General features: G+C 60.4%; 12 protein-coding genes. 8 read left to right on the forward strand and 4 right to left on the reverse strand.

Features of this window, described 5'->3' with window-relative positions; translation table 11 throughout:
* The first annotated feature begins 2 nt into the window (after positions 1 to 2).
* The 3 genes from ASD46_RS11595 to thiD are packed head-to-tail and all read left to right on the forward strand — an operon-like array spanning position 3 to position 2,186.
* On the forward strand, positions 3 to 743 hold the full coding sequence (locus ASD46_RS11595) for a hydroxyethylthiazole kinase (RefSeq protein ID WP_060642284.1): 741 nt from the start codon (positions 3 to 5) through the stop codon (positions 741 to 743).
* Positions 730 to 1,392 carry a thiamine phosphate synthase gene (thiE, locus tag ASD46_RS11600; RefSeq protein WP_013761553.1) on the forward strand — a complete coding sequence of 221 codons (663 nt, stop codon included), beginning with the start codon at positions 730 to 732 and terminating at the stop codon, positions 1,390 to 1,392. Before ASD46_RS11595 ends, thiE begins: the two co-directional genes overlap by 14 nt.
* A complete protein-coding gene (gene thiD, locus ASD46_RS11605; protein WP_013761554.1) occupies positions 1,389 to 2,186 on the forward strand; it encodes a bifunctional hydroxymethylpyrimidine kinase/phosphomethylpyrimidine kinase in 798 nt (265 codons plus the stop codon). Before thiE ends, thiD begins: the two co-directional genes overlap by 4 nt.
* Positions 2,187 to 2,284: 98 nt before the next feature.
* Here thiD and ASD46_RS11610 read toward each other — a convergent pair whose 3' ends face one another.
* A complete protein-coding gene (locus tag ASD46_RS11610) occupies positions 2,285 to 2,743 on the reverse strand; it encodes an Lrp/AsnC family transcriptional regulator (protein WP_003500727.1) in 459 nt (152 codons plus the stop codon).
* 127 nt (positions 2,744 to 2,870) lie between these two features.
* On the opposite strand from ASD46_RS11610, the gene alr reads away from it, so the two are divergent.
* A complete protein-coding gene (alr, locus tag ASD46_RS11615) occupies positions 2,871 to 4,037 on the forward strand; it encodes an alanine racemase (protein ID WP_013761555.1) in 1,167 nt (388 codons plus the stop codon).
* A gap of 7 nt (positions 4,038 to 4,044) precedes the next feature.
* On the forward strand, positions 4,045 to 5,301 hold the full coding sequence (locus ASD46_RS11620; RefSeq protein ID WP_003510835.1) for a D-amino acid dehydrogenase: 1,257 nt from the start codon (positions 4,045 to 4,047) through the stop codon (positions 5,299 to 5,301).
* 49 nt (positions 5,302 to 5,350) lie between these two features.
* Here the strand turns inward: ASD46_RS11620 and ASD46_RS11625 are convergent, their stop codons facing one another.
* Positions 5,351 to 6,061, reverse strand: coding sequence for a GntR family transcriptional regulator (locus ASD46_RS11625; protein ID WP_025595694.1), 711 nt, complete (start codon positions 6,059 to 6,061; stop codon positions 5,351 to 5,353).
* Between the two features lie 176 nt (positions 6,062 to 6,237).
* Here ASD46_RS11625 and ASD46_RS11630 point away from each other — a divergent pair, with 176 nt between their 5' ends.
* Positions 6,238 to 6,750 carry a BA14K family protein gene (locus tag ASD46_RS11630; protein ID WP_003510838.1) on the forward strand — a complete coding sequence of 171 codons (513 nt, stop codon included), beginning with the start codon at positions 6,238 to 6,240 and terminating at the stop codon, positions 6,748 to 6,750.
* Between the two features lie 100 nt (positions 6,751 to 6,850).
* On the opposite strand, the gene ASD46_RS11635 is transcribed toward ASD46_RS11630, so the two are convergent.
* Together ASD46_RS11635 and ASD46_RS11640 are read right to left on the reverse strand one after the other, a co-directional pair.
* Complete coding sequence (locus tag ASD46_RS11635; protein ID WP_013761557.1) at positions 6,851 to 8,215, reverse strand: sigma-54-dependent transcriptional regulator; 1,365 nt, start codon at positions 8,213 to 8,215, stop codon at positions 6,851 to 6,853.
* A 1-nt stretch (position 8,216) separates the two neighbouring features.
* Complete coding sequence (locus tag ASD46_RS11640; protein WP_025595693.1) at positions 8,217 to 10,058, reverse strand: sensor histidine kinase; 1,842 nt, start codon at positions 10,056 to 10,058, stop codon at positions 8,217 to 8,219.
* A gap of 236 nt (positions 10,059 to 10,294) precedes the next feature.
* Between ASD46_RS11640 and ASD46_RS11645 the strand changes: the two genes are divergently transcribed.
* Both ASD46_RS11645 and ASD46_RS11650 read left to right on the forward strand, forming a co-directional pair.
* Complete coding sequence (locus tag ASD46_RS11645) at positions 10,295 to 11,641, forward strand: dicarboxylate/amino acid:cation symporter (protein ID WP_013761559.1); 1,347 nt, start codon at positions 10,295 to 10,297, stop codon at positions 11,639 to 11,641.
* A gap of 192 nt (positions 11,642 to 11,833) precedes the next feature.
* Complete coding sequence (locus ASD46_RS11650) at positions 11,834 to 12,271, forward strand: EamA family transporter (RefSeq protein WP_013761560.1); 438 nt, start codon at positions 11,834 to 11,836, stop codon at positions 12,269 to 12,271.
* The last annotated feature ends 52 nt before the right edge of the window (positions 12,272 to 12,323 follow it).

Raw genomic sequence — 12,323 nt, forward strand, 5'->3', positions numbered from 1 at the left:
CCATGGCAAACAGTTTTCCGACTGCGGCGAAGGCCGCAGAGATCCTCGAAAGGGTAAGGCAGACGCGCCCGCGCGTACATTGCCTGATGAACACCGTGGTACAGAAATTCACCGCGGACGGCATTACCGTCGTCGGCGGCATACCCTCGATGACAACCTCACTCGAAGAAATCGGTGCTTTCGTCACGAAAGCCGATGCGGTAACGATCAATCTCGGCACGCTCGACGCCGACCGGCGCAAAGTCATTCGATTTGCCGTCGAGATCGCCCGCGCGGCTGGCAAGCCGTGGATTCTGGACCCCGTGCATTGCGACTATTCGCCATCGCGACTGGCGTTCGCGCGTGACCTGATCTCGCTTGGACCCACCATCGTGCGCGGCAACAGCGCTGAGATGAGCCTGATCGGTGCTGTTCTGAACGCCATCAGGATAGAGACCGGACCTGTCGATAACCTGCGCGATGCCACAAGGAGCGTCAGAATCGTCAATGGTCACCCGTGGATGGCGAAAGTGACAGGCACGGGTTGCCTATTGGGTGGCGTCATCGCCGCCTTCATGGCGGTGGAAAAAGACGCACTGACGGCCGCCGCCGCCGCCCTCGCCATCACGGGTGTAGCAGCCGAACTGGCAGCGAAAAACGCCAAAGGCCCCGGCACATTCGAGCCGGCATTTCTGGATGTGCTTTCAGAAATTTCCGGCGAAGACATAATAAACCATGCGAGGATTGAGCATGAACAAGGTTGATTACCGTCTCAACGCGCTGGTCGATGCGAGCCTCGGCGATGTTGCGCCCTTGGGCGAGCTTGCTCTGGCGGCCGCACTCAACGGCGCGACCATTCTGCAATATCGCGACAAACACGCCTCCACGCGGGAGATGATCGAAAACGCCAGCGCCATTCGCGAAGCCATTGCCGGCACGGGCGTGCCGCTGGTCATCAACGACCGGGTGGATGTGGCGCTCGCCTCTGGCGCGGACGGGGTGCATCTCGGCGCCGATGATATGGATGCCAAAACCGCCAGACGCATCCTTGGAGATAAGGCGATCATCGGCCTCACCGTCAAGAACCGCGCCGATGGCGAGCGGGCGGCCTCCATGCCCGCCGATTACGCCTGCATTGGTGGCGTGTTCGAAACCGTTTCCAAGGTCAATCCAGACAAGCCTGTCGGCCTTGACGGCTTTACGACGCTCCGCACTCTGCTCCGCGAATTGCGGCCGGGCATGCCGGTGGGCGCCATCGCCGGTATCGATCTTGCCCGGGTGCCGAACGTCATCGCTGCCGGTGCGGATGGTGTCGCCGTCATTTCTGCAATCTTCCGCGCAGGCGATATTGCCAGCACAACCAGGGACTTCCGCGCGGCAGTCGATGCAGCGCTGAAAGCGAGACAGTCATGACAGCAATCGCATTGACCATCGCCGGCTCAGACAGCGGCGGCGGCGCTGGCATTCAGGCCGACATCAAGACTTTCTCGGCACTCGGCGCCTATGCCGCCAGCGTCATCACCGCCATCACCGCCCAGAACACCAAAGGTGTGACGGCAGTGGAGGATATTTCCGTCACCACCATCGTCGCGCAGATGGACGCTGTTTTTTCCGATCTTGCCGTCAATGCGGTGAAGATCGGCATGGTATCGCGGATCGAAACCATCGCGGCCATAGCTGCAAGGCTTCGGCAGCAGCCCCAGCCGGTGGTGCTCGACCCCGTGATGGTTGCGACCTCCGGCGACCGTCTATTGCATGCGGATGCGATCGAGACATTGCGGCGCGACCTGCTGCCGCTCGCCACCATCGTCACGCCGAACCTGCCTGAAGCAGCGCTTCTCACCGGGTTGCCGATTGCAGACACCGAGGCGGAGATCACCCGTCAGGCCGAGATGATCCTGAAGGTGGGCGCGAAAGCCGTGCTCATCAAGGGCGGCCATGGCGACGGGCCGCAGAGTACGGATTATCTGTTTGCAGACGGCACCGTGCAGGCGCTTTCCGCTATGCGAGTGGACACGAAAAACGACCATGGGACCGGCTGCACGCTGGCGGCAGCTATTACGGCTCATTTGGCCAAGAGTTGTGAATTGCGTGAGGCGGTTGGTCTTGCGAAGGACTATCTGAATGGGGCGCTTGACGCTGGTCGGGGGCTTGCCGTCGGGAACGGTCGGGGACCGGTGCATCATTTTTATCGGTGGTGGGGGTGACATCGATACGCAGAGTGAGGGGCTTATCCCCCTCTGTCCTGCCGGACAGAGGGGTAACCGCATATTCCGCTGCGTAATTGTCCTCTCGAAAAAACGACTCACCGCGCCTTCGGCGTCGCCAGCACATTCCTGATCGCAAAACTCGAATGAATCCGCGAAACACCCGGCAGCTTCGACAGAATCTCCTTATGGATGCGCTCGAAATCGCCCGCACTTTCCGCCTCACATCGCAGGAAATAATCCGACCCGCCCGTCATCAGGTAACATTCGCGGATTTCTGGATAACGCCGCACCGCGTTCTCAAACCTGTTGAGAAAATCCTCCGTCTGGCGGTCGAGCGTGATCTGCACGATGACCGAGATCACCTCGCCGCCGGCAAGGCCGCTGGTCAGCGCCGTATAGCCCCGGATGATACCCTCCCGTTCCAGAATATCGACCCGGCGAAGACAGGCGGAGGCCGAAAGGCCGACTTCCGCAGCAAGTTTTGCATTGCTGATGCGGGCATTGAGCCGGAGCAGGCGGATGATGTGGCGGTCGGTCGCGTCGAGTGACGACATAGAAAATTCCAATACGACAATGAAAGTTGCGTAGATTGCATTTTTATCGCATCTTATTCGAACAATAGCCAAGAAATTCGACAATCGTTGCAATACTCTCATATGATAAAAATGAGGGTGAACGACCATGGACATGCAGATCAGCCGCCAGCAGGCAGCGGGTGGTGCAAGCGGCCATCTGACCATCGATCTTGGCGCATTGCGCGATAATTATCTCGCGCTTGCGGCAATGGCACCCACATCGCAGACGGCAGCGGTCGTCAAGGCTGACGCATACGGCCTCGGCGCGGATATCGTCTCGCAGGTGCTGTTTGACGCGGGCTGCCGGAATTTCTTCGTCGCCCATATCGATGAAGCGCTGGCGCTCCGGCTGCGTCTTTCAGCGGAAGCGCGGATTTTCGTCCTCAACGGGCTTCAACCCGGTAACGAAGCCTCCTGCGCAGCCATGGCCGTCACACCGGTTCTGAATTCGCTCGAGCAGATCGCCCAATGGGCGGCCCACGCCAAAAATCTTGGCAAGACGTTACCCGCCGCAGTGCAGATCGATACCGGCATGTGCCGTCTCGGCCTCTCTCCCGAAGAGCTTGAAGTCCTCGCCTCCCGGCCGCAACTGCTTGATGACATCGACGTCGCCTTCGTGATGAGCCACCTCGCCTGCGCCGACGAGCCGGATCACCTCTCCAATGCCGCCCAACTCTCTGTGATGCGAAAAGCCGCTGTCGCTTTTCCTGATGTATCCGTCTGTTTTTCCAATTCCGGCGGCATCTTTCTGGGCAACGACTATCACAACTCCCTGCTACGCCCCGGCATTGCGCTTTATGGCGGCGCGCCCTCCGTTACCCGTCCCAACCCGATGAAACCGGTTGTCCGGCTTGATGTCGCCGTTATTCAGACCCGCGACGTTCCCGCCGGATCGCTGGTCGGTTATGGCGGCTCTTTCGAAGCAGCCGGGCCGACGCGGCTTGCGACGATCGCGGCTGGTTATGCCGATGGCCTGCCGCGATCGCTCAGCAATCGCGGTGCGGCATGGTACAATGGCGTTCGCCTGCCCATTGCTGGTCGAGTTTCAATGGACAGCATCATTCTCGACATATCCGCCCTGCCCTTGGGAACATTGACGCAAGGCAGCTTCGTGCAGATGATCGGGCCTGACCAGACGCTGGAAGACATTGCCGAGGATGCGGGCACGATCGCCTATGAAATCCTGACCGGCCTCGGACGCCGTTACCGCCGCAATTATATTCAGCCGGGCGAAACCCCGGCCGTCGCTTCAACATCTGTCAGCCATAAGTGAGACGATCATGAACGTCACTATCCTCGGAGCCGGCGTCGTCGGCGTGACCTCCGCCTGGTATCTGGCCAAAGCCGGACACAAGGTGACGGTGATCGACCGCCAGCCGGCGGCAGCACTTGAAACCAGCTTTGCCAATGCCGGCGAGGTTTCCCCCGGCTATTCCTCGCCATGGGCCGCGCCCGGCATTCCGATGAAGGCCATGAAATGGCTGTTCATGAAACATGCCCCGCTCATCATCCGCCCGACCGCCGATCCGGCGGCGTGGCGCTGGATGAGCCAGATGCTGCGCAATTGCACATCGGCGCGTTATGCCATCAACAAGAGCCGCATGGTGCGCATTGCCGAATATAGCCGCGATTGCCTGATGGCGCTGCGCGACGAAACCGGGATAGAATACGACCAGCGCATGCAGGGCACGCTGGAGGTTTTCCGCACCCAGAAGCAGTTCGACGCCATCGGCAAGGATGTGGACGTGCTGACGGCAGGTGGCGTGCCTTTCGAAATTCTCGACCGCGACGGCTGCGCCGCCATCGAGCCCGGCCTTTCTCCTTCCAGGGAAAAGATCGTCGGCGGCCTGCGCCTGCCCGGTGATGAAACCGGCGACTGCTTCATGTTCACCACCGAACTTGCGCGCATGGCTGAAGAGGCGGGTGTCACCTTCATCTACGATACCGGCATCATGCGCCCCATCGTCGAGGCAGGCCGTATCAAGGCCGTGGAAACCACCAAGGGGCTGGTGGAAGCCGATATTTTCGTCGCCGCACTGGGCAGCTATTCCCCGCAATTCGTCCGCCAGCTCGGCCTTACCCTGCCGGTTTACCCGGTCAAGGGCTACTCCATCACGGTTCCGATCGTGAAGGAGGAACGCGCGCCCGTTTCGACCGTGATGGACGAGACGTTCAAGGTGGCGATCACCCGGCTCGGCTCGCGCATCCGCGCCGGTGGCATGGCGGAAATCGCCGGTTTCAGCAAGGATCTGCCCGCAGCAAGACAGGAAACTCTGGCCCATTCGGTGGAAGACCTGTTCGGCGGCGCAGGTGACCAGAGCCAGGCGAAATTCTGGTGCGGCCTGCGCCCGATGACGCCGGATGGTACGCCTGTCATCGGCGCCACCCGCTACAGCAATCTTTATCTCAACACCGGCCACGGTACGCTTGGCTGGACCATGTCCTGCGGCTCGGCCCGTGTGCTTGCCGATCTCATCAGCGGGAACAAGCCCGAGATAGACACGCACGATCTGGCACTCAGCCGTTACGCAGCCTGAAGTGCGACAGGGCGCTTATCCCCGTCTGAAAGGCGGGGATGGTGGCCGCTCAAAGTGCCAGTGCATCCTTCAGCGCCAATCCTTCCTTCATGCGAAGGTCGAGATCGGCCTCTATGTGATCGAGGTGCTGCAGCATCAAGGCACGGGCCTTTGCCGCATCCTTCGCCTCCAGTGCATCGAGCAGGTCGGCATGATCGTTGTGGCCGCAGCTTGAAACGCCCGAGCGCCCGTAGAGCGCGATAACCAGCGACGAGCGGGCGACCAGTTCGTCCATGAATTTTTCGAGGATGGCATTGCCGGCAAGCGAGGCCAGCATCAGGTGGAAATCGCCTGATGCCTTGATTTCCGCGCGCCTGGCGTGCGGGCCGCGCTCATGCTGGTGGCGGCTTTCCTGAACCAGATGCTCTCTCAGCTGCTTCACCGCCGCAGGCGTGATCTTTTCGATTGCGGCGTCCAGAACGCCGGGCTCGATCAGCCGGCGCGAAGCAAAAACCTGCCGCGCTTCGTCCGGTGTGGGATTGGAGACAAAAGCGCCGCGGTTGCGCTCGGCCTTGACCAGTCCTTCGTAAGCCAGCATCTGAAGAGCCGCCCGCACCACCGTGCGGCTGACATCGAACAGCGTTCCCACTTCCGATTCCGACAGCTTCGTTCCCGGGGCAAGCCGTCGGTCGACAATGGCGTCGCGCAGCGTATCTCGAATAGCCTGGGCACGGTCTTCGTGGGATGAATCGGAATTGACGGTTATATGGGCAAGGCTCATGGAATTGTCCTGTTTGAACTTGAGTTCTAGCGCGAAGCGCGGCTTGCGCAAACAGGAATTGCGAGCTGTCGCCAGCCGCCACAATTCATTCAGCGCCCGTTCAGCAGGCGCGCTATATTTCTTTAACCATCGAATTTGCAACTGGCAGCGCCCTGCCATCCGGATGGAAGAAGATCATGTCGTCCTTTGCAGCTAAAACCGTTCTGGCTATCGCCGTCGCCGCCGCCACCATCGTGCCCTTCAACAGCGCATCCGCCGATGACTGGGGCCGCCGCGACCGTCGCGATGCCGCCATTCTGGGTGGCGTGCTTGGCCTTGCCGCCGGTGTCGCCGTTGGCTCAGCCCTTTCCCGCCCGGCACCGGTAGACGACGAGCGCGTCTATATCGACCCGCCGCGTCGCTATGAACCGAGCTATGTGTACGAAGAGCCGGACTACCGCTATTATCAGCCACAGCCGCAGCCCGTTTATCGACCCGCTCCGGTCTATCGTCCGGCACCGGTTTACCGTGCCCAACCGGTGTATGACAATAATTCCGGCTACTACCAGCAACGCCGTACCTACCGCACCATCGAGCCGTGGACGAATGCTTGGTACGACTATTGCTCGCAACGTTATCGCAGCTTCAACGGCCGCTCCGGCACCTATGTCGGCAACGACGGCCAGCGTCATTTCTGCGTAGCGGGTTGATCGGGGACAACGTCTGCGCAGTTATCGCTGTTAATAATCAGGCCGCGGACGGAAACGTCCGCGGCTTTTCATTAAGTGTCACCCCAGATCCTGCGGCACCTCAAGCAGCGCCGTTTTTCACATAATCCGCCCGGTTGATGCCGTGACGTTGCAGCTTGTCGTAAAAGGTCTTGCGGGCAATGCCGAGTGTCGCAATGGTTTCGGCCACGTCGCCATTAGATTGCACAAGCGTTTCGCGAATGATCTGCGCTTCTATTTCATCCATTCGCTCCGGCAGGGTGCCGGAAGCCGGAATGCTCGATTGCGAAACAGTCGTGGTGGCCGCATCCATCTCCAGCCCCAATACTACCCTTTCAGCGAAATGCCCGAGTTCGCGCACATTGCCCGGCCAGTCGTAGTCGTTAAGGCGGCGGGAAACGCCGGCGCTGATCTGCGGCACCGGCATGTTGAACCGGTTGGCGGCCTTGGTGACGAAGTGCGAAAACAGCAGCGGAATATCCGCCTTGCGTTCGCGCAGCGGCGGTATCGACAGCGTCACCACATTCAGCCGGTAATATAGGTCCTCGCGAAACGTGCCACGCTCGGCCGGGTCGCCGAGATCCACCTTCGCCGCCGCCACCACGCGAATATCGACCGGTCGCTCCTCATTTGAACCAAGTGGCGAGACTTCGCGCATTTCCAGAACGCGCAACATCTTCACCTGTACGGCAAGCGGCATGCTTTCGATCTCGTCGAGAAACAGCGTGCCGCCGCTTGAATGTTCGATGCGACCAACGCGTTTTTTCTGCGCACCGGTGAAAGCACCCGGCTCATGGCCGAAAAGCTCGCTTTCGATCACCGTTTCCGGCAGCGCCCCGCAATTCAGTGCCACAAAATTGCCCCTCGATCGCTTCTTGCTCCAGCGATGCAGCGCCGTTGCCACCACTTCCTTGCCGCTGCCCGTCTCACCTGCCACCAGCACGTCTACATCCGTATCAGCAATGTGCCGGAGCGTGGTGCGCAGGCGTTCCATGGCGGGCGTCTGGCCAATCAGCGGCAAATCGTCCTCGGCTTGAGCACTCGCCCGGCGAAGCGCGCGGTTTTCCAGCACGAGGCGGCGCTTTTCCAGCGCGCGGCGGGCGCTTTCAACCATGCGTTCGGCGGGGAATGGTTTGGCGATGAAATCATAGGCGCCGTTGTGCAGGGCATCGACCGCCATCGGCACATCACCGTGGCCGGTGATGAGGATAACCGGCAGATCGGCATCAATCCTGCGGACATGGTCGAAGAACTCAAGCCCGGTCATGCCGGGCATGCGCACATCGGTGATGACGACGCCGTCGAAATCCTCGTTGAGCGCCGCAAGTGCCTGTTCGGCGCGGGAAAAGGAGGTGACGGGCAATCCGTCGAGTTCCAACGTCTGCACCATCGCCTTGCGCAGCTGGGAGTCGTCATCCACCAGAAATATGGTTCCACCTGCCATCATGTCATGCTCGCTTCAGATATACGGAAAAAGACGTGCGTGCCTCGCTGCTCGTTACCTCAATACGCCCGCCATAATCGGAGGCGATATCGTTGGAGATGACGAGACCAAGGCCTAGGCCGCTTTCCTTGGATGTATTAAAGGGAGAAAAAAGCTGGGCGCGGATCGCTTCGGGAATGCCGGTCCCATTGTCGCTGACCGAAAGCAAGACCATGTCCCCTTCCTCGCGCACCCGCACCTCGACACGCGCCGCATCAATCGCTTCAGTGGCTTCCAGTGCGTTTTGCAGAAGGTTGATGAGAATTTGCTCGAGCCGGATGCGGCTGCCAAGCACCTTCAGGTCCTGATCCGGCAACACGATATCAAGTGCATCCATCTGTCCGGAAAAACGACTGCGCAACAGCATCACCGCGCCTTCGATGACCAGTTTGAGACTGACCGGTTCGGCAGCGGTGCGGCCCTTGCGCGCCAATATCTTCAGGTCGCCGGTAATCGTGCCGATGCGATCGGTCAATGCCGCGATGTTTTCGAGATTTTCGTTGGCCTCCGCCATGCGGTCGCGTTTCAGCAGGGTGCGGGCATTGTCGGCAAAGGCGCGGATCGTCGCTACCGGCTGGTTGATTTCGTGGGCAACGCCCGCCGCCACCTGCCCTAGAATGGAGAGACGGTTGGCCTGCACCAGCTCGTGCTGCACGTTGCGCAATTCACCTGTCGTCTTTTCGTGCAGGGCAATTTCCGCCTGAAGATGGTCGCGGGTCCTCGTCAGGTCACGGGTGCGCTCCTGCACCTTCATTTCCAGCTCGGTGCGGGCGCGCTGCTCCTCTTCCTTTTCCCTCAGCGCCTTGTGCCTGCGCCACAGCCACAGAGCCGAAAGCGCCATCAGCGGCATCAGCGTTGCCAGCGCCACCACCCTGCCCTCACGAATGGCGGCGTTCAGCGCCGGTGCCACCGGCTGCAGATAATGCAGGGTCCATGAGGTCGTCGGCACCGGCGTTTCCAACCGCAGATAATCGCCGCGCTCACTTGCCGGGTCATCGACACGGACGAGCGGAACGCCGTCGCTCGAGAGTCGCGCCATCCGGAACGGCAGCGTCGTAAGCGCCTCGTTACCGAATTGCAGGCTTTCGGAAATGGCTTTGCGTCGCGCCTCGTCAATCGGCGCTACGGTCTTGAAGCGCCAATCCGGCACGCTCGTCATCAGCACGACGCCGTTCCTGTCAACCACATAGACCGGTTTGCCGCCGATGTTCCAATCCGCCTCCAGACGGTTGAACTCCACCTTGGCGATGACGACGCCGAGCGGCCGCCCGTCTGCGGCATCGATGCGGCGCGAGATATAAAGGCCCGGCCGGCGGCTGACATTGCCAAGCGCATAATGTTCGGACATGCCGGTATTCATCGCCGCCTGAAAATATTCGCGGAAGGCATAATTGGAGCCGACGAAGCTGTCGGCCTGTCGCCAGTTACTGGAGGCAATTGTCAAGCCGGTCGGTCCGGTCACATAGATGACAGAGGACTGCGTACCTTCGATCAGCCCCTCCAGCTTGCGGTTCAGCCGGTCAATGGCAGGCGCGCCACCGCCATCCAGCGCAGTCGCAAGGTCGGGATCGCCGGACAGAACCAGCGGAATGGCGCGCGGCCGCTCCAGCGCGACATTCAGAAGCGCGATCTTGAGTTCGGCATCGGTGGAGGCCTCGGACGCGGCGGTGCGTATTGCCTGGTTTCGCGCAAACTCATCGGCAACCAACAGAACTCCCAGGCTGACGAGCAGCCACAAGCCCGCCAACGCCAGCCATTGAGCGCGCCGTCGTGCCTGGGAATGAGAGGCCTGATCTTCTTGGGTCATGCGACAATTGTGCGGATTTACACACAGACCGCAAGAGGTTTTGTCCGGATATCCGCACATACACCGGCGAGCTGATACGGCGTCAATAAAAAGAACTTTTTAAATCAGCCAGTTACACCAAATAAGCAAGTCTGGCATGCGTATTGCACATGACTCCTCAATCGGCGCGAAGCCGTCAACGACACGGCGATCCCGGGAGGCCAATTAAGGCAGGGTGAGGCCGAGGAGGAAAAAACATGATCGATACAACAACCGTGGCGGCAGGCCACGCCAAGCAGCCATTCTACAAGCACCTGTATTTCCAGGTTCTGGTCGCCATTATCGCCGGTATCGCGCTTGGCCATTTCTATCCGGCCTTTGGCGAACAGCTGAAGCCGCTCGGCGACGGCTTTATACGTCTCGTCAAGATGATCATCGCTCCCGTCATCTTCCTCACCGTCGCAACCGGCATCGCCGGCATGAACGACATGAAGAAGGTTGGACGCGTGGCCGGCAAGGCCATGATCTACTTCCTCGTGTTCTCCACCCTCGCGCTCATTGTCGGCCTCATCGTCGCCAACACTGTGCAGCCGGGCGCCGGCATGAATATCGATCCGGCCACGCTGGATGCCAAGGCCGTCGCGACCTACGCCGACAAGGCCCATGAGCAGACCATCACCGGCTTCCTGATGAACATCATCCCGACCACCATCGTCGGCGCATTCGCCAGCGGTGATATCCTGCAGGTGCTGTTCTTCTCCGTGCTGTTCGGCATCGCGCTCGGTATCGTCGGCGAAAAGGGCAAGCCCGTCACCGATTTCATGCATGCCATGATGTATCCGATCTTCAAGCTGGTCGCGATCCTGATGAAGGCCGCCCCCATCGGTGCCTTCGGCGCCATGGCATTCACCATCGGCAAATACGGCATCTCGTCCGTCACCAACCTCGCGATGCTGATCGGCACCTTCTACGTCACATCAGCACTGTTCGTGTTCGTGGTCCTCGGCGCTGTCTGCCGCTATAACGGCTTCTCGATCGTCGCGCTTATCCGCTACATCAAGGAAGAACTGCTGCTGGTTCTCGGCACCTCGTCTTCGGAAGCCGCCCTGCCGGGCCTGATGAGCAAGATGGAAAAGGCGGGCTGCAAGCGCTCCGTCGTCGGTCTCGTCATCCCCACCGGTTATTCCTTCAACCTCGACGGCACCAACATCTACATGACGCTGGCTGCCCTGTTCATCGCACAGGCGACCGGCATCCACCTCTCCTTCGGCGAACAGATCCTGCTGCTGCTCGTGGCCATGCTCTCCTCCAAGGGTGCTGCCGGCATCACAGGCGCTGGCTTCATCACGTTGGCCGCAACGCTCTCCGTCGTGCCGTCGGTTCCGGTTGCCGGCATGGCGCTCATCCTCGGCATCGACCGCTTCATGTCGGAATGCCGCGCACTCACCAACTTCGTCGGCAATGCGGTCGCCACCATCGTTGTTGCCCGCTGGGAAGGTGAACTGGATCAGGAGCAGCTCGCCCGCGTTCTCAGCGGCAAGGAAGAATTCACCGGCATCGCCGATGTGGATTCGCTTCCGGGTGCGGTTCAGCCCGCCGAATAACACGACCTCCCAAGGTCCAGCCTGTCCCGGTTCGTCCGGGCAGGCTCTCGCATGAAGGCCGGCGCATCAGATCGATGCTCCGGCCTTTCATCGTTTGAAGCCCTCCCAACCGTCGAAAACGGTTTTTATCGCCGTGCGGATGTTATAGGCCAGATCGAGCGAGAACGAATGCGAAAAACGGAGTAGGCCCTTATGAAGAACCTGTTTCTGGCCTGGCAATTCTGGGCGCTGCTATCGGCGGCCTTTGCGGCATTGACTGCGATTTTTGCGAAAATCGGCATCGAAAACGTCAATTCCGATTTCGCGACCTTCATACGCACCATCGTCATTCTCGCTTCCGCTGGCCTGATGGTTTATGTTACCGGCAACTGGCAACAGCCCTCCACCATTTCGGCGCGGACCTGGACGTTTCTCGTGCTTTCGGGGCTGGCGACCGGCGCATCTTGGATATGTTACTTCCGGGCGCTGAAAATCGGCGATGCCGCCCGCGTCGCCCCCATCGACAAGCTCAGTGTCGTGTTCGTCGCCGTCTTCGCGGTTCTGTTTCTGGGGGAACGGCTGTCGCTGCCAAACTGGCTGGGTGTGGTGCTAATCGCCTGCGGCGCGGTGCTTGTGGCATACAGGGGATAAGGCAAGCTAACAGCGGCGCCCGGCCGGACGAACCGGCCGGGACATTCGCAAC

The sequence above is a fragment of the Rhizobium sp. Root491 genome (assembly GCF_001427205.1).
Taxonomy (GTDB): domain Bacteria; phylum Pseudomonadota; class Alphaproteobacteria; order Rhizobiales; family Rhizobiaceae; genus Agrobacterium; species Agrobacterium tumefaciens.

What these genes read in the sequence shown, in the direction of transcription:
- ASD46_RS11610 (WP_003500727.1), bottom strand. Translation starts at nt 2,743, where the DNA reads ATGTCGTCACTCGACGCGACCGACCGCCACATCATCCGCCTGCTCCGG.
- ASD46_RS11620 (WP_003510835.1), top strand. Translation starts at nt 4,045, where the DNA reads ATGAACGTCACTATCCTCGGAGCCGGCGTCGTCGGCGTGACCTCCGCC.
- ASD46_RS11640 (WP_025595693.1), bottom strand. Translation starts at nt 10,058, where the DNA reads ATGACCCAAGAAGATCAGGCCTCTCATTCCCAGGCACGACGGCGCGCT.
- ASD46_RS11630 (WP_003510838.1), top strand. Translation starts at nt 6,238, where the DNA reads ATGTCGTCCTTTGCAGCTAAAACCGTTCTGGCTATCGCCGTCGCCGCC.
- ASD46_RS11645 (WP_013761559.1), top strand. Translation starts at nt 10,295, where the DNA reads ATGATCGATACAACAACCGTGGCGGCAGGCCACGCCAAGCAGCCATTC.
- ASD46_RS11635 (WP_013761557.1), bottom strand. Translation starts at nt 8,215, where the DNA reads ATGATGGCAGGTGGAACCATATTTCTGGTGGATGACGACTCCCAGCTG.
- ASD46_RS11625 (WP_025595694.1), bottom strand. Translation starts at nt 6,061, where the DNA reads ATGAGCCTTGCCCATATAACCGTCAATTCCGATTCATCCCACGAAGAC.
- ASD46_RS11595 (WP_060642284.1), top strand. Translation starts at nt 3, where the DNA reads ATGGCAAACAGTTTTCCGACTGCGGCGAAGGCCGCAGAGATCCTCGAA.
- thiE (WP_013761553.1), top strand. Translation starts at nt 730, where the DNA reads ATGAACAAGGTTGATTACCGTCTCAACGCGCTGGTCGATGCGAGCCTC.
- thiD (WP_013761554.1), top strand. Translation starts at nt 1,389, where the DNA reads ATGACAGCAATCGCATTGACCATCGCCGGCTCAGACAGCGGCGGCGGC.
- ASD46_RS11650 (WP_013761560.1), top strand. Translation starts at nt 11,834, where the DNA reads ATGAAGAACCTGTTTCTGGCCTGGCAATTCTGGGCGCTGCTATCGGCG.
- alr (WP_013761555.1), top strand. Translation starts at nt 2,871, where the DNA reads ATGGACATGCAGATCAGCCGCCAGCAGGCAGCGGGTGGTGCAAGCGGC.